This window comes from Agrobacterium tumefaciens (assembly GCF_005221385.1).
Lineage (GTDB): Bacteria > Pseudomonadota > Alphaproteobacteria > Rhizobiales > Rhizobiaceae > Agrobacterium > Agrobacterium tomkonis.
In genome coordinates, this window is sequence record NZ_CP039903.1 from 2,415,001 (window position 1) to 2,431,204 (window position 16,204).

General features: G+C 59.3%; 15 protein-coding genes (1 of these 15 cut by a window edge). 11 read left to right on the forward strand and 4 right to left on the reverse strand.

What is annotated here, in order from left to right; translation table 11 throughout:
- The 4 genes from CFBP6623_RS12200 to CFBP6623_RS12215 all read left to right on the forward strand — a co-directional run.
- Positions 1-275, forward strand: the final stretch of a protein-coding gene (locus CFBP6623_RS12200) for a TetR/AcrR family transcriptional regulator (RefSeq protein ID WP_046799465.1). The gene continues 385 nt to the left of window position 1, outside the view; 275 of the gene's 660 nt are visible here — the last part of the coding sequence; its start codon lies off the left edge, out of view; its stop codon occupies positions 273-275.
- Positions 276-477: 202 nt separating this feature from the next.
- The gene (locus CFBP6623_RS12205; RefSeq protein WP_046799466.1) at positions 478-1,680 is read left to right on the forward strand and encodes an efflux RND transporter periplasmic adaptor subunit; all 1,203 of its coding nucleotides are present in this window, start codon (positions 478-480) and stop codon (positions 1,678-1,680) included.
- A 54-nt stretch (positions 1,681-1,734) separates the two neighbouring features.
- Positions 1,735-4,824: an efflux RND transporter permease subunit gene (locus CFBP6623_RS12210; protein WP_046799467.1), complete on the forward strand. Its 3,090-nt coding sequence runs from the start codon at positions 1,735-1,737 to the stop codon at positions 4,822-4,824.
- A 149-nt stretch (positions 4,825-4,973) separates the two neighbouring features.
- A complete protein-coding gene (locus tag CFBP6623_RS12215) occupies positions 4,974-6,416 on the forward strand; it encodes an efflux transporter outer membrane subunit (RefSeq protein WP_046799468.1) in 1,443 nt (480 codons plus the stop codon).
- A gap of 114 nt (positions 6,417-6,530) precedes the next feature.
- Here the strand turns inward: CFBP6623_RS12215 and efp are convergent, their stop codons facing one another.
- Positions 6,531-7,100, reverse strand: coding sequence for an elongation factor P (gene efp / locus CFBP6623_RS12220; RefSeq protein WP_046799469.1), 570 nt, complete (start codon positions 7,098-7,100; stop codon positions 6,531-6,533).
- 251 nt (positions 7,101-7,351) lie between these two features.
- Here efp and epmA point away from each other — a divergent pair, with 251 nt between their 5' ends.
- The 3 genes from epmA (at position 7,352) to CFBP6623_RS12235 (ending at position 10,043) form a co-directional block, all read left to right on the forward strand.
- On the forward strand, positions 7,352-8,416 hold the full coding sequence (gene epmA, locus CFBP6623_RS12225; protein WP_046799470.1) for an EF-P lysine aminoacylase EpmA: 1,065 nt from the start codon (positions 7,352-7,354) through the stop codon (positions 8,414-8,416).
- A complete protein-coding gene (locus CFBP6623_RS12230) occupies positions 8,413-9,477 on the forward strand; it encodes a lysine-2,3-aminomutase-like protein (RefSeq protein ID WP_046799471.1) in 1,065 nt (354 codons plus the stop codon). Before epmA ends, CFBP6623_RS12230 begins: the two co-directional genes overlap by 4 nt.
- 377 nt (positions 9,478-9,854) lie before the next feature.
- The gene (locus tag CFBP6623_RS12235; RefSeq protein WP_045019798.1) at positions 9,855-10,043 is read left to right on the forward strand and encodes a hypothetical protein; all 189 of its coding nucleotides are present in this window, start codon (positions 9,855-9,857) and stop codon (positions 10,041-10,043) included.
- Between the two features lie 294 nt (positions 10,044-10,337).
- Here CFBP6623_RS12235 and CFBP6623_RS12240 read toward each other — a convergent pair whose 3' ends face one another.
- Positions 10,338-10,574, reverse strand: a complete 237-nt coding sequence (locus CFBP6623_RS12240; RefSeq protein ID WP_003521320.1) for an Lrp/AsnC ligand binding domain-containing protein — start codon at positions 10,572-10,574, stop codon at positions 10,338-10,340.
- A 103-nt stretch (positions 10,575-10,677) separates the two neighbouring features.
- Positions 10,678-11,592 (reverse strand): LysR family transcriptional regulator, encoded by a 915-nt coding sequence (locus CFBP6623_RS12245; RefSeq protein WP_080841846.1) that lies wholly within the window; start codon positions 11,590-11,592, stop codon positions 10,678-10,680.
- A 130-nt stretch (positions 11,593-11,722) separates the two neighbouring features.
- Between CFBP6623_RS12245 and CFBP6623_RS12250 the strand changes: the two genes are divergently transcribed.
- The 4 genes from CFBP6623_RS12250 (at position 11,723) to modC (ending at position 15,838) form a co-directional block, all read left to right on the forward strand.
- Complete coding sequence (locus CFBP6623_RS12250) at positions 11,723-13,006, forward strand: NAD(P)/FAD-dependent oxidoreductase (protein ID WP_046799473.1); 1,284 nt, start codon at positions 11,723-11,725, stop codon at positions 13,004-13,006.
- 206 nt (positions 13,007-13,212) lie between these two features.
- Positions 13,213-14,004: a molybdate ABC transporter substrate-binding protein gene (modA, locus tag CFBP6623_RS12255; protein ID WP_046799474.1), complete on the forward strand. Its 792-nt coding sequence runs from the start codon at positions 13,213-13,215 to the stop codon at positions 14,002-14,004.
- 53 nt (positions 14,005-14,057) lie between these two features.
- Entirely contained in the window at positions 14,058-14,765 is a 708-nt protein-coding gene (gene modB, locus CFBP6623_RS12260; RefSeq protein ID WP_046799475.1) for a molybdate ABC transporter permease subunit, read from the forward strand.
- Entirely contained in the window at positions 14,762-15,838 is a 1,077-nt protein-coding gene (modC, locus tag CFBP6623_RS12265) for a molybdenum ABC transporter ATP-binding protein (protein ID WP_046799476.1), read from the forward strand. Before modB ends, modC begins: the two co-directional genes overlap by 4 nt.
- Here modC and CFBP6623_RS27020 read toward each other — a convergent pair.
- Entirely contained in the window at positions 15,807-16,202 is a 396-nt protein-coding gene (locus CFBP6623_RS27020; RefSeq protein WP_046799477.1) for a winged helix-turn-helix domain-containing protein, read from the reverse strand. The two genes, modC and CFBP6623_RS27020, sit on opposite strands and share 32 nt — an antisense overlap.
- Between the last annotated feature and the right edge of the window lie 2 nt (positions 16,203-16,204).

A 16,204-nucleotide genomic window follows, 5' to 3' on the forward strand; every position in this document is an offset into this window, starting at 1 on the left:
TGATCCTGATGACGGCCAAGCAGGACATGAAGTGCGGCGACTATTATAAATCCGTCATCGCAAACCTTTTAGCCGACATTATCAGCGACGGTATCGACGCGAAGGTCTATGCGCCGGCGGATATTCCGCCGCTCGCGGAAACCGTGCTCCACGCGCTGACAAGCGTTATCCATCCCGTCCTCCTTGCACGGGAAGATATCGGCAATTTGGCAACACGTTGTGATCAACTCGTCGATTTAATCGACGCCGGATTGCGCAATCCGCTTGCTAAGTGACGATTCCCTATTTACGTCACCTTCTCGCAATTGCTTGCGAAGCGCCTAAGCCTGCGCTTCTATGCGCGTGGCGGTCCGGAATGAATGTGATGACGAAGGCCCCCAATAAGGCCTTTCCTGTCATACCTGCTCCTCCCGGACGCGCATCCGCCGAGCGACATTGCGCTTATAGTTGAATGCGATCGATACGCAGGGAAGAACAATGAGCCGACGTATTTTACCCCTATTTGCTTCTCTGTGTGTAACCGCGGTTCTTGCGGGATGCAGCGATGGCGGCGAGAGCAGCCAGACCGCCGGCCAGGGTGCCGAGCGCCCACCGTCACCGGTCAGCATCATCGTGATGAAGACCAGCGAATATCCCTTGACCACCGTTCTTCCCGGCCGCGCCAGCGCGTTCCAGACGGCGGAAATCCGCCCGCGCGTTACCGGCATCATCCGCGAAATTCCTTTCAAGGAAGGCAGCGAAGTCAAGCAGGGCGATGTTCTCTACCAGATCGAGGACAACACCTATATGGCGGAGGTGGCGCAGGCCAAGGCTAGCGTGGCGAAGGCCGAAGCAAGCGTTCCGAGCGCCGAGGCAAACCTTGCCCGTTACGAGCGGCTGGTCAACAGCGGCGCAACCCAGATCGAATATGAAAACGCCAAGGTGACGCTGTTGCAGGCCCAGGCCGATGTGGCCCAGACCAAGGCGGCGCTGGAAACAGCTGAAATCAACCTCGATCTCACCAAGGTCCGCGCGCCCTTCGACGGCATTACCAGCGCGACTGCTTTCAGCATTGGCAACGTGGTCACGGCGAACCAGACAACGGCTTTGACGACGCTGCGCCGCATCGATCCGATCTATATCGACCTGATGGAATCGAGCATCAATCTCCTGCGCCTGAAAAAAGCGATCTCGTCGGGCCAGCTCGGCGGCGATACGAAGGAAACGGGTATTCACCTGACGCTGGAAGACGGCACAGAATACAAGCATGACGGCAAGATCGACATGTCGGACATGGCGGTGAGCGAAACCACGGGCACCTTCTCCATTCGCGCCCTCTTCGAGAACCCGGACGATCTGCTGCTTCCCGGCACCTATGTCCGCGCCACGCTGACCATCGGCAAGGAAAAGGGTTTCCGCATTCCGCAGCGCGCCGCAAGCCGCAACGCCAATGGCGAGCTGACGGCAAAGTTCGTGACCGCGGAAAACAAGGTGGAAACCCGCACCTTCCCCTCCAGCCAGCAGTCGGGCAACGCCTGGCTGGTGACGGAAAACGTCAAGGATGGCGACAAGCTCATCGTCGACGGCTTCCAGTGGATTGCCGATGGTGCGACGGTCGCACCGGTTGAAGTGACCATCGACGATCGCGGTATCGTCGTTATGCCGCAGCAAGCTCAGCCTGCCGCCGCCCCCTCGAAATAAACATGAGCACGACCCACCCCGCTCGAAGCTCGTAAAAGGTAAGGCAGGACTGCCATGGCCCATTTCTTCATCAGGCGCCCCGTTTTTGCATGGGTTATCGCCATCGTCATCATGCTGGGCGGCGCATTGGCAATTGCGACCCTCTCCATCTCGCAATATCCCGATATTGCGCCGACGACGGTACGCGTCAGCGCGACCTATAACGGCGCCAGCGCCGAAACCGTCGAGAAATCGGTGACGACCATCATCGAGGACGGCATGACCGGCCTCGACGACCTCACCTATATGACCTCGTCGTCCTCCACCGGCAGCGCCGAAGTGACGCTGACCTTCGGCAATACCATCCTGCCGGACATCGCGCAGGTTCAGGTGCAGAACAAGCTGCAGCTCGTCCAGTCGCAACTGCCCGACACCGTGCAGCAACAGGGTCTTCAGGTCAGCCGCTCCACATCGAGCATTCTGATGGTTGGCGCGCTGATCTCAACCGACGGCAAGCGCAACTCCGCCGATCTCGGCGACGTGTTCTCCTCGCGCGTCGAAGACCAGATCAAGCGCCTTGAAGGCGTGGGCAGCATCAACGTCTTCGGCTCCGAATATGCGATGCGTATCTGGCTGGATCCCTTCAAGCTCAACAAATACCAGCTGACCACGGCTGACGTGACCAGCGCCATCGAGAGCCAGAACACCCAGGTTTCCGTCGGTTCGCTTGGCGCCGTACCCGCCGTCAAGGGCCAGCAGCTCAATGTGACCGTGACGGCGCAGAGCCAGCTGACCACGGTTGCCGATTTCGAATCGGTCATCCTGAAAGTCGAGAAGGATGGCGCAACCGTTCGCCTCAGCGACGTCGCCCGCATCGAAATCGGCCAGGAAACCTATGGCGGCGATTCCCGCTCCAATGGTCGCCCGTCTGCCGGTTTCGCGGTCAACCTCGCCACGGGCGCCAACGCGCTCGACACGGCAGCACGCGTGAAGTCTGCACTTTCCGCCGTCGAAGGCTCGCTGCCGGAAGGCGTCGCGATCGAATATCCCTACGACACGACGCCCTTCGTAAAGCTGTCGATCGAGAAAGTGGTGCACACGCTGATCGAGGCGATCATCCTCGTCTTCGTCGTGCTTCTGGTGTTCCTGCAGAACCTCAGAGCCACCTTCATTCCGATGATTGCGGTGCCCGTCGTGCTTCTCGGCACGTTCGGCGTGCTCGCGCTGACAGGATATTCGATTAATACGCTCACCATGTTCGCCATGGTTCTGGCAATCGGCCTTCTCGTCGATGACGCCATCGTCGTCGTCGAAAACGTCGAACGCATCATGTCGGAAGAGGGACTGTCGCCGGTCGAGGCAACCGAAAAGTCGATGGGCGAAATTACCGGTGCGATCATCGGCATCGCGCTCGTCCTGACTGCCGTTTTCATCCCGATGGCCTTCTTCGGCGGATCGACGGGCATCATCTACCGCCAGTTCTCGATCACCATCGTCTCGGCCATGCTGCTTTCGGCAGTGGTCGCCATCGTTCTGACGCCGGCGCTCTGCGCTACGATGCTGAAGCCGATCGACCATCACAAGAAGCAGCGCGGACCGGGAGCGTGGTTCAACCGCGGCTTCGGCAAGACGACGGACGGCTATGTTTCCTCCATCGGTTACCTGCTGAAGCGGCCCCTGCGTGTCATGATCCTCTTCGCGATCGTGATCGGCGGCTGCGCCTGGTTCTTTTCCAAACTGCCCAGCTCGTTCCTGCCGCAGGAAGACCAGGGCGTGCTTCTGACGATCATCCAGACACCGACCGGTTCCAACATCGAGCGGACCAACGAGGTGGTGAAGCAGGTCGAAAACTACTTCCGCGAAAAAGAAGCCAACAATGTCGAATCAGTTTTCGGCGTGCTCGGCTTCAGCTTCGGCGGTTCCGGCCAGAACAACGCCATCGTCTTCACCAAGCTCAAGGATTTCGCCGAGAGAACCGCACCCGATCAGCACGCCGGCGCCATCGTGCAGCGCGCGATGGGCACTTTCTTCGGTTTCCGCGATGCGCAGGTGTTCCCGCTTCTGCCGCCGGCAATTCAGGGCATGGGCACATCGAGCGGTTTCTCGATGTATCTCGTGGATAGCGGCCGCAACGGCACCGAGGCACTGACCGCTTCTTCCAAGGAACTGATCGCGCTTGCCACCGGCAATCCGAAGATCAGTTCGCTTCGAAGCGACAGTCAGGACAATGAAACGCAGATGAAGATCATTCTCGACCAGGAAAAGATGGGGGCCATGGGCGTCGATCTCTCCTCCGTGAACCTCATGCTGTCGACGATCTTTGCGGGCCGGGATGTCAATGACTTCACCCTGAACGGCGAACTCAAGCCAGTTTATGTGCAGGGCGATGCGCCCTACCGCATGCAGCCGGATGATCTCAAATTCTGGTATGCCCGCAACACCAGCGGCGAGATGGTGCCTTTCTCCTCCTTCAGCGAGGTGAAATGGATCAACGCTCCGCCGTCTCTCGCCCGTTTCAACGGCACGGGCGCGATTTCGCTCGAAGGCACCGCCGGCGCCGGCGTTGCATCCGGTGACGCCATGGACGAAATGGAACGGCTGACGGCAAGCCTGCCGGGCGGTTACACCGTGGCGTGGCAGGGCATTTCCTACCAGGAACGCCTTTCCGGCTCGCAGGCGCCGATGCTCTACGCGCTGTCGGTGCTGATCGTGTTCCTTTGCCTTGCCGCCCTTTATGAGAGCTGGTCGATCCCCTTCTCGGTCATCATGGCCGTGCCGGTGGGCGTCCTCGGCGCATTGACCGCAGCCCATTTCTTCGGCCAGTCGAACGACGTCTACTTCAAGGTGGGCCTGCTGACGACCATCGGCCTTGCGGCGAAAAACGCGATTCTGATCGTCGAATTCGCCAAGGAAAGGCAGGAACACGGGCTAACTCTGCTGGAAGCAACGCTGGAAGCAGCGAAGCTTCGCCTGCGTCCGATCATCATGACATCGCTCGCCTTCATCCTCGGTGTCGTGCCTCTCGCAATCGCAACCGGAGCGGGTTCTGCTGCGCAAAATGCAATCGGTATCGGGGTGCTGGGTGGTATGCTTTCTGCAACACTCCTCGGAATTTTCTTCGTTCCGTCCTTTTTCGTCATCATTCGTCGCCTTTCAAGGCGTTAACAAAACAAAAATGGGCTGTGCCAACCGTTAATACGCTGCTAGAAATGTTGCCGATTTGGCTAATGCACGTTTCTACGGCATATCGACCGCGCAGCCCATTTGCCAGCAAGCCGCGCTCGGTAAGCCAACCAGAGAATTGGGAAAATTACATGCTGTCTATTCGCGCTACTCTTCCCCTGACAATGCTGCTGCTTTCAGGCTGCGTCGTCGGACCCGACCACAAGACGCCGGAAATCCAATTGCCGGGAAAGTTTGCGGAAGCCGGAAAAACCAGTAATGGCGACATCAGCAACGTTGCATGGTGGACGGCCTTTAACGACAACCGCCTGAACGGTTACGTTTCCACCGGCCTGGCGCAGAACCTTACCGTGATGCAGGCGATCGAGCGCATCAATCAGGCGCAGGCCCAGGTGATCACGGAGGGCGCCGGCGGCCTGCCGAGCCTCACGGCGCAGGGTCAACACCAGATCAGCGAGACCAAGGGCAGCTACCGTGACACTCCCGTCACCAACGTGTCTTCCGGCGGCTTCAGCGTTTCCTGGTTCCTTGACCTCTTCGGCCGCTACCGCCGCGCAACCGAAAGCGCCAATGCATCGCTGGATGCCGCCTACTCCACGGTCGACGTTCAGCGCCTGACGCTGATTTCGGCCGTCGCCGCCGCCTATATCGACGTGCGCTACTATCAGGAACGTCTGGAGATCGCTCGCCAGAACCTGGGTTCGCGCCGCGAAACGCTTGATCTGACCAAGTTGCAGCTCGAAGCGGGTGCGGCCTCGCGCCTCGATGTCGTCCAGTCCGAAGGTCTGGTCAATTCCACACTGTCGCAGATACCCGGCCTCGAAACCAGCTTCCGCAGGGCAGCACATCGCATCGCGACCCTGCTCGGCATGCCGGCCTCGTCGCTCATTACCGAACTGCAGAAGGGCGCACGCCAGCCTGTTGCGCGCGCAGTTCCCCGCACCGGTATCCCGGCCGACCTGATCCGCAACCGTCCTGACATCCGCGTCGCCGAACGCAATCTTGCCGCTGCGGTCGCCACGATCGGTGTAAGCGAGGCTCAACTTTATCCGAGCATCGAGCTTGGTGGCGCGATCACCCCGAGCTACAATTTCCTGAGTGGCGGCTCGAGAGGAACGGCCAACAGCTGGTCCTTCGGTCCAAGCCTCACTCTTCCGATCCTTGATGGCGGCAGGCTCCGCGCCAATGTCGACATCGCCAACTCACAGGCACGCGAGCAATATCTCGTCTGGAAGGCGACCGTTCTCACCGCCGTGGAAGAAGTCGAAAATGCTCTGGCCGCCATCAATCGCGACCAGCGTACCGTGGACGCGCTGAGAAAGACCGTCGCCTCCTACCAGGAAGCGCTGCAGCTCTCCACCGCCAGCTATCGCGATGGTGCATCGTCTTTGCTCGATGTTCTGGATGCCCAGCGTTCGGTCTCGGATGCGCAGGCAAACCTTGCCACGGCGATCCAGACGACCGCGCAGGATTATGTCTCGCTCAACGTGGCTCTCGGTGGCGGTTATGCCGTTGGCCAGCCTGCCCCGAAGAAGCCGGCTGGCCCAACCCGGACCGCCGCAAAGTCCATGTAAGAAAAGCCGCAAGGCAAACAAAAAGCCCGCGTCTCGACGCGGGCTTTTTGTTGTTCAGGGCACAAATAAAAAAGCACCGGTCGCCCGGCGCTTTTGTTTAACCGGCCGTCAGGCTCAGTTCTTGGCGCGTTCGACGTAGGAATTGTCTTCCGTCGCGATGACCACGCGGATACCGGCATCGATATGCGGCGGCACCATGGTGCGGATACCGTTGGAGAGAATTGCCGGCTTGTAGGAAGAAGACGCCGTCTGGCCCTTCACGACCGGTTCCGTTTCCATGATTTCCAGCGTGACGTGGCGCGGCAGTTCGACGGACAGCGGATTGCCTTCGTGAATGGAAAGAACGCAGGTCATGCCTTCCTGCAGGTAGGCCTTCTGATCACCCATCGTATCCACGTCGACAACGACCTGATCGTAGTTTTCCGGGTTCATGAAGTGGAAGCCTTCGCCGTCTTCATAAAGGAACTGGAAGTTCAGGTCTTCAACGAAAGCACGCTCGACCTGCTCGGTGGTGCGCCAGCGCTCGGAGACCTTCACGCCGTCAACGATGCGGCGCATGTCCACCTGCGTAACCGGCGTGCCCTTGCCTGGGTGGAAGTTCTGCGCGGTAAGAACGACGTAAAGCTTGCCGTCCACGTCGAGAACATTGCCCTTGCGGACGGATGAGGCGATAACCTTGACCATATGACTTCCTTGTAACTCGATGAAATGCGTCGTAAAGGACTGCGCGGCAGCACCGGCCCCGGCAGACATTTTGTCTTTTTTCTGGGGCGCAACTACCTTAAATCCGCGCGAATTGCCAGCCTTCTACAGCAATTCGCGGAAGAGTGCCTAGCGGTTTTCCGCCCGGAATTGCTTTAAATGACGCGATCAGGCGTTTTGCGGACTGTTTAGCCGCAATCGGACGCCGCAGAGAAGACGGAAACGAAGAAAAGATGCGCGCAAGCAACGAGACAATGTCGCCATGGTGGACGCCGGACGTCCACGCCGACCGCCGCGCTTTTCTCATTGGCCGCAATGCGATCCAGTCAGCATTTCGCAGCTATTTCGCCCGCGCCGATTTTCTCGAAGTCGATACTGCCACGTTGCAGATTTCTCCGGGCAACGAAGCCCATCTGCACGCTTTCGCCACTGAGGGCCTCACCCCGGCTGGCCAGACCGTATCGCTCTATCTTCACACTTCGCCGGAATTCGCCTGCAAGAAACTGCTGGCCGCCGGTGAAAAACGGATTTCCTGTTTCGCCCATGTTTATAGAAACCGCGAAAGGGGCCCCCTGCACCATCCGGAATTCACCATGCTGGAATGGTATCGGGTCGGCGAAACCTACGAGAGCCTGATGAAGGACAGCGCCGATCTTCTGGCGCTGGCCGCCGAAACCACGGGCACAAAAAACTTCACCTATCGCGGCCGCAGCGTCGATCCTTTCCTGGAGCCGGAGCGTCTGAGCGTCGCCGAAGCCTTCGAGCGATATGCGCGAATTGACCTTCTGGCCACCATCAGCCGAAACGGCGAGACGGACGTGCACCACCTTGCCGCCAGCCTCACCAATGCCGGCATCCGCGTCGCCGACGATGACACCTGGGCGGATATGTTCAGCCGTGTCATCGTCGAGCGGGTGGAGCCGGAACTGGGTTTCGGCCGCGCCACCATTCTGGATGAATACCCGACCAGTGAAGCAGCCCTTGCCCGCAAGTCTGCGAAGGATGCGCGCGTTGCGGAGCGTTTCGAGCTTTATGCCTGCGGCGTGGAACTGGCCAACGCCTTCGGTGAATTGACCAACGCTGCCGAGCAGCGGCGGCGCTTCGAAATGGAAATGGCCGAGAAACAGCGGGTCTATGGCGAGACCTATCCGCTGGACGAGGATTTTCTGGCGGCTCTTGCCATCATGCCGCAAGCCAGCGGCATTGCGCTCGGTTTTGACCGGCTGGTAATGCTGGCAACCGGCGCTCCCCGTATCGATCTCGTCATGTGGGCGCCCGTTGCGGAATATGGACGATGACAAGGCTTGAAACCATCAAGACACCTGAAGCACTCGTCGAAGCGGGGCTGGTCGAGGCCAGCGCGCTGGAGAGCCTGCGCGCCGTGACCCAGCGTTACGCGCTGGCGATCACGCCGGCCATTGCCGGGCTGGTGGATAGCGGCGATCCGAACGATCCGATCGCCCGGCAATTCGTCCCGGATCCAGCCGAACTCGTCCACCTTCCGGAAGAGCGGGACGATCCGATCGGCGACGACGCCCACAGCCCGGTGCATGGCATCGTTCACCGTTATCCCGACCGGGTCCTATTGAAGGCGGTGCATGTCTGCCCGGTCTATTGCCGTTTCTGTTTCCGTCGCGAAATGGTCGGCCCGCAGGGCAACGGCATGATGAGCCCGGAGGAGCTGGACGCCGCATTTGACTACATAAATGCCAACCCGGCCATCTGGGAAGTCATCCTTACCGGCGGCGATCCGCTGGTGCTCTCGGCGCGACGCCTGTCCGACCTGATGAAGCGGTTAAAAGACATACCGCATGTGAAGATCGTTCGCTTCCATACCCGCGTGCCGGTGGTCGATCCCGACCGCATCGACGCGGCGCTGATCGATGCACTGAAGGCAAGCGGCAAGACCACCTATGTTGCCCTGCACGCCAATCACGCGCGCGAACTCGGCGACGAAGCCAGAAGCGCCTGCGCGCGGCTGATTGATGCCGGCATAGCCATGGTCAGCCAGACGGTGCTTCTGAAGGGCGTCAATGACGACCCGGCAATTCTAGCGGAGCTGATGCGCGCCTTTGTTGAGACGCGCATCAAGCCCTATTACCTGCATCATCCCGATCTTGCCCCCGGCACCGGCCATTTCCGGCTGACGATCGAAGAGGGCCAGCGAATCGTTTCCGCTTTGCGGGGAAATCTCTCCGGTCTCTGCCAGCCGACCTATGTTCTCGACATACCCGGCGGCCACGGCAAGGCGGCAATTGGCAGAAATGCGGCCGAAAAAACCCGCGAGGGCTGTTATTCCATATCCGATTTCAACGGAAACGATCATATTTATCCGCCGCAGACAGCCGGCAGCAATTAAAAAAAACATAAAAAGCCCGCTGTGCCGGGCTTTTGCGAGCGGCCATCAACGAAAACAAAAATTTCACAATTCCGCCCCTCTCCTGTCATCATAAAGAAAAATATTCTACCTATAACAATCAGCATTGATTTTAGTGCAGGTCTGGATTATCAGTGTGTAACTGGAGAACGAGTCTCCTGATTCCGGGCCAACACCAATTACAGGGAGTGTGTCATGTCAAAATATATCAACATTAACGCAATCCTTGGTCTTGTGTCCTGGAATGCTGGATTTAAATCCACGTGTTCCCGCTGCTGTCGAATGTGACTTAACGGTCTCAATTTCCTGAAATTCAGTTCGACAACATGCTGTGAAGTAGCCACAGCGGGAGTATATCTATGCAAAAGCAAGTCATTGAATTCGCTGGCGAACCCGTCGGCATCGTCATACCGGACAACGACCGGTTGAAGTTCATCGCGGTGAAGTTCCACGTTCACGATCTGGACGAACAGAAGTTCGACAGCGCCGATGACGTGCGGATCGCAATCCGTGATCTCGTGCGCAACCGGAATCTGGCCGCGGCCTGATGCGGGGAAACTATCGCCCGCTCACAGAACCGTCAAAACCAGAGCGCGCCAAATATCGGACCTCAAATTGCGGGCCGATGGCGCGCTTTTATTTTGCATGACAATTCGTCTGCCGGTGTGACGCAGCCCATTCAGGGTGTATCAAAACACTCCGATCCGCTGATCTGAAAGCCCGGACAAGGCCTCCTCCCCAAAGATACACATCTCGATCCGATGAAGCGGCGTGGCGCCCCAGGGAGCCAACCACCGCCTTCACAGCGATGATATCGATATGTGCATGAAGGCTTATCCGCGTCAGAACGCGGTGAAGGTCAGCGTCGTCAGCGAGCGGACGATCCCCGGAATATTGACGATGTTCTGGTTGATGAACTTGCCGATATCCTCTTCCTGCGGAAGATAGATTTTCAACAGCAGATCATATTCGCCGCTGGTGGAATAGAGCTCGGAAACCAGTTCGGTTTTATAGATGGCGTCGGCGACATCATAAGTCTTGCCGGGCTCACATTGAAGCTGAACAAAAATGGGCTTCACGGACATCTCCCGTATTGGAACTTTCGGTGTGTGGCGTCTGGCGCCACACGTCATGGCGCACTATTGGCTGAGCCGCACCAGACTTGCAAGACCGCCCGCCAGTTTACGCCGAAAACGCCCCCGCCCCACGTGCCACCTCGGCAACGATCCAGCGCCGGAAGCTCTCGAGCGGCGCATAACCGGCGCGATCAGGCATACAGGCAAGATAATAGGCCTCTTCGCTTTGCACTTCCCCCGCAACAGCCGCAACCAGACGCCCGCTTCGCAACTCTTCCTCGATCATGAAGGAAGGAATGAGCGATACGCCCAGCCCCGCACCTGCGGCTTCGGCAATGGTGGTGAACTGATCGAAGAGCATGCCGTGCACATTGTCGAAACGCACCTCATGGCTGCGAAACCATTGTTCCCAGGCATCCGGCCGGGTCGTCATATGCAGCAGCAGCACCTGTAACAGATCGCCCGGTCTTGAAAGTCCATGGCGCTCCCTGAAGGCCGGGCTGCATACCGGAACGACCTTTTCATGCATCAGGAAAACCAGCTCGGTGCCCGGCCAGTGCGGTAGGCCGAAATGGATCGCCGCATCGACGGTATCGGTCCGGAAATCGAACAGTGACGACCGCGTTAAAAGATTGACCGAAACACCCGGATGCCGAGCGATGAAATCGGGAAGGCGCGGCACGAGCCAGCGCGTGCCGAAGCTGGGCAGCACACCGAGATTGAGCGTGCCCCCATCCGGATTGGCGCGCAGATTGAGCGAAGCGGTCGATATGCGCCGCAGCGCTTCGCGAATTTCCCGCGCATAACCCTCCCCCGCCCTTGTCAGCCGGATCGTCTGTCGCTCGCGGAGAAATAGCGCCACACCAAGCTGTTCTTCCAGCGCCAGGATTTGCCGGCTGACCGCGCCCTGCGTCAGGCCCAGTTCCCTCGCCGCGGCGGTGACGCTGCCCGCGCGCGAAGCGGCTTCGAAGGCCGCCAGCAGCGAAAGCGACGGCAGAAAACGGCGCGGTGGCAGAACCATATTCCCTCACGGAATGAACTCTTGACGATATGTCGATATTCAACAGACACGACCGCTTGTAAAGTCTCATAAACAAGGGCTTGTCACTCATACGAAAAACAAATGAACTGGCCCGGAATATGGTGGAACGATGTATAACGACCCCCGCTCGCACGGCCTCTGGGAAAAGACCGCGCCGCAGCCGCCCGTAACGTCCGCCTTGCAGGGCTCGGCGGTTGCCGATGTCGTGGTCGTCGGTGGCGGCTTCACCGGGCAATCCGCTGCCCTGCATCTTGCTGAAAGAGGCGTAGACGTCGTCCTTCTCGAAGGCAAGGAAATCGGCTTCGGCGGCGCAGGCCGTAATGTCGGCCTCATCAATGGCGGCATGTGGGTCATGCCAAAGGAATTGCCGGGCGTATTGGGCGAGGTTTATGGGGAACGCCTTCTCGGCCTTTTGGGTGATGCGCCGCTGCTCGTGCGCGCATTGGTGGAGAAACACGAGATTCCCTGCGAGATCGAAAAAAACGGCACTTTACATTGCGCCGTCGGCGAGAAGGGCCTCACCGAAATTCGCGAGCGCTGTGAACAATGGGCTGCGAGGGGCGCACCCGTCCGCATTCTCGATGCCGATGAAACGGCAAGGCGCACCGGCAGCACGGCTTATTCCGGCTCTCTTCTGGACACCCGCGCCGGCACGATCCAGCCGCTTGCTTATGTTCGTGGTCTCGCGGCCTCCGCACAAAAGGCAGGCGCACGACTGCACACCGCAAGCCCCGTGGTGGCGACCGAACGCAGCGGTGGACAATGGGTGGTGAAGACGCAGCAGGGAGCGGTAACCGCCAACTGGATCGTCGTGGCCACCGAAGCCTACAGCACCGGCCCATGGCAAATTGTCCGCGACGAACAAATCTACCTGCCCTATTTCAATTTCGCCACCAAGCCGCTCGGCGACAACCTTAAAAAAAGCATTTTGCCGGGCCGTGAGGGCTGTTGGGATACGAAGGAAATCCTCTCATCCTTCCGCATGGACAAGGCCGGCCGACTGGTGTTCGGCAGTGTCGGCGCCCTGCGTGGCACCGGCGCCGCCATTCACCGGGCTTGGGCGAAGCGCTCGCTGAAGCGGCTTTTCCCCCAGCTCGGGGATACGGAATTCGAATGTGAATGGTATGGTCAGATCGGCATGACCGACAACGCCGTGCCGCGCTTTCACAAATTCGCAGACAATGTCGTCGGCTTTTCAGGATATAACGGCCGCGGTATCGCACCGGGCACCGCCTTCGGTAAGATAATTGCGCACCATATTCTGGGTGACATAGCCGAAAGCGACCTGCCTCTGCCGATAACGGAACCCAAGGCACAGGCTTTCCGTGCGGTGAAGGAAGCTTACTACGAAGCTGGCGCACAGATCGCCCATTTCGCCGGCGAGCGTTTCTAATCCGACATGCGGGCAGTTATGCTTGCAATGTTGGGCGCAGACCCGAACATGACGAATGCAAGGTTTTCGAACTTTTTTACTGCCCCGCACCCGCCAAAGCTGCGGCCTTTTCCCCGACCCATCGATATATTCTTGAAAATATAATGATTGCCCTATAGGCCTATCGATATATTCAACAGAATATCTCGAACCGGGGGTAACAGATCATGAGACTTTTACGTCGCAGCTTCTTCAAAACCATTGCCGCCGCCACCTCCTTCTGGGTGGCAGCTTCCTTTGTGGGTGTTCCGGCCCATGCCGCCGAAAAGGTTACGGTCTTTGCCGCCGCGAGCATGAAAAACGCGCTCGACGCCATCAATGCCGAATGGGCAAAGGACAGCGGCAACGAAGCGACCGTTTCTTACGCCGCAAGCTCCGCGCTTGCCAAGCAGATCGAGCAGGGCGCGCCGGCGGATATCTTCATTTCCGCTGACCTTGCATGGATGGACTATGTCGCCGAAAAGAAGCTGATCAACGCTGACAGCCGCTCCAATCTTCTCGGCAATCGTATCGTTCTCGTCGCTCCCGCAGACAAGGCCAAGCCGGTCGATATCAAGCAGGGTTTTGATCTTGCTGCTCTCGTGGGCGATGGCCGTCTGGCCATGGGCGCGGTCGATTCCGTTCCCGCCGGCAAATACGGCAAGGCCGCTCTGGAAAAGCTCGGCGCCTGGTCTTCGGTCGAAAAGAAAGTCGCCGGCGCGGAAAGCGTGCGTGCCGCCCTGCTGCTCGTCTCGCGCGGCGAAGCGCCCTATGGCATCGTTTACCAGACCGACGCCGCCGCCGATCCGGGCGTGAAGATTGTTGGTACCTTCCCGGAAAACAGCCACCCGCCGATCATCTACCCGGTCGCCATTCTTTCGGAAGCAAAATCACCGGCAGCAAAAGCCTATCTGGATTTCCTGAAGTCGGCCAAGGCAATGCCCTTCTTCGAAAAGCAAGGCTTTACCGTTTTGAAATAAGCTTGCCTCAGGCCCACCTCCCGGTGGGCCATGAAACTTGACGATTGCAGGATATGGCATTGCATTGGTGGACACTCAGCCCCGAAGAATGGACGGCGATCAGGCTCAGCCTGTGGGTGTCCTCCATCGCCATGCTTGCCAGCCTGCCCTTCGGCATTGCGGTGGCCGTGGCGCTTGCCCGCGGCCGCTTCTGGGGCAAATCGCTGCTGAACGGCATCGTCCACCTGCCGCTCATTCTGCCGCCCGTCGTCACCGGCTTTTTGTTGCTCGTTCTCTTCGGCCGCAGGGGCGCCATTGGGCAATTTCTCGATAGCTGGTTCGGCATCGTCTTTTCCTTCCGCTGGACGGGAGCGGCACTCGCCTGCGCCGTCATGGCTTTCCCGCTGATGGTGCGCTCCATCCGCCTCTCCATCGAGGCGGTGGACCGCAAGCTGGAAGAGGCAGCGGGTACCTTGGGGGCAAGCCCGTTCTGGGTATTCCTCACCGTCACCCTGCCGCTGACGCTCCCCGGCATCATCGCCGGCATGATCCTCGCTTTTGCCAAGGCCATGGGCGAATTCGGCGCGACCATCACCTTCGTGTCCAATATTCCCGGAGAGACTCAGACCCTGTCCGCCGCCATCTATACCTTCACCCAGGTGCCCGGTGGCGATGCAGGTGCATTGCGGCTGACCATCGTTTCCGTCGTGATTTCCATGCTCGCCTTGCTCGTTTCGGAGTTTCTGGCCCGCATCATCGGCAAACGGGTGAGCATGGAATGACGCTTTCGGTCTCCACCCGCCACCGCCTCGGCTCTTTCGAACTCGACGCGTCATTTGCCTCCGAAGGCGGCGTGACCGCACTGTTCGGACGCTCCGGCTCCGGCAAGACATCGATGATCCGCATCATCGCCGGCCTGCTGCGGCCGGATGAAGGAAAGGTCTCGCTCGACGGCGAAATGCTGGCCGATAGCGGAAACCGGCTGTTCCTGCCGGCCCATAAACGCCGTTTCGGTTATGTCTTTCAGGAGGCGCGGCTCTTCCCGCACCTCAGCGTGGCGCAGAACCTGAATTATGGCAGATGGTTCACCTCAGACAAAACCAAGGCTGTACAAGAAGACCGTATCGTCGACATGCTCGGCATCGGCCATCTCTTGCAGCGCCGTCCGAACAAACTCTCGGGCGGCGAAAAACAGCGCGTTGCCATCGGCCGCGCATTGCTTTCTTCCCCCAGACTGCTTTTGATGGACGAACCGCTCGCCTCGCTGGACGAACAGCGCAAGGCCGAGATCATTCCCTATCTCGAGCGGCTGCGCGACGAGACAAAAATTCCGATTGTTTATGTCAGCCATTCCATCCAGGAAGTCGCACGCCTTGCCGACCGCATCGTGGTGATGAAAGACGGTAAGGTGGAGGCGCAGGGAAATGCGGCCGATGTGCTCGGGAGATCCGATTTCAGCAGCCATCTGGAGCGGCGGGAAGCGGGCAGCATCCTGTCAGGGCGTATCGAAAGCTTTGATGAACGGCACGGGCTTGCCGCCGTCAGACTCAGCACAGCGCTGCTTCAGGTTCCGGCAAAAAAGGGAGCATCCGGCAGCCCTGCGCGGGTGCTGATACCGGCTCGCGATGTGATGCTGGCTTTGGTGAAGCCCGAGGGCCTCAGCGCACTCAACATTCTCGAAGGCCATGTCGCAGATATCTCGGTCAGCGAGGACGGCATGGTGACGGTTCAGGTGGATTGCGGTGGCGATATCATCCAGTCGCGCATCACCGACCTCTCGCGAGAACGCCTGCAACTGAAGCCCGGGAAACCGGTTCATGCGATCATAAAATCGGCGGCTCTCGATCCGTATTGACCGCGTCCTCCGGATTGCGGTTGGCCTCCAGCCACTCAATATCCTGACGCAAGACCTCGATCATCCGCCTTTCCATGCCGCGATAGCGCTCAAGCAATTCCGTGCCGAAGGCGGTCAATGCCGCACCGCCTCCCTGCTTGCCGCCGCGCTGGGATTCGATCACCGGCTGCCTGAACATATGGTTCAGCGCATCGACCAGCAGCCATGCGCGGCGATAGGACATATCCATCGCCCGCCCGGCGGCCGAAATCGAGCCGGTCTCGACGATCAACTCCATCAACTCGATTTTGCCGTGGCCCAGGCGCTCGCCGGGGGGGAAGTCGATGCGGAGGACGGGTTTCAGCGGTGCTCTCGTTTCGTTCATCG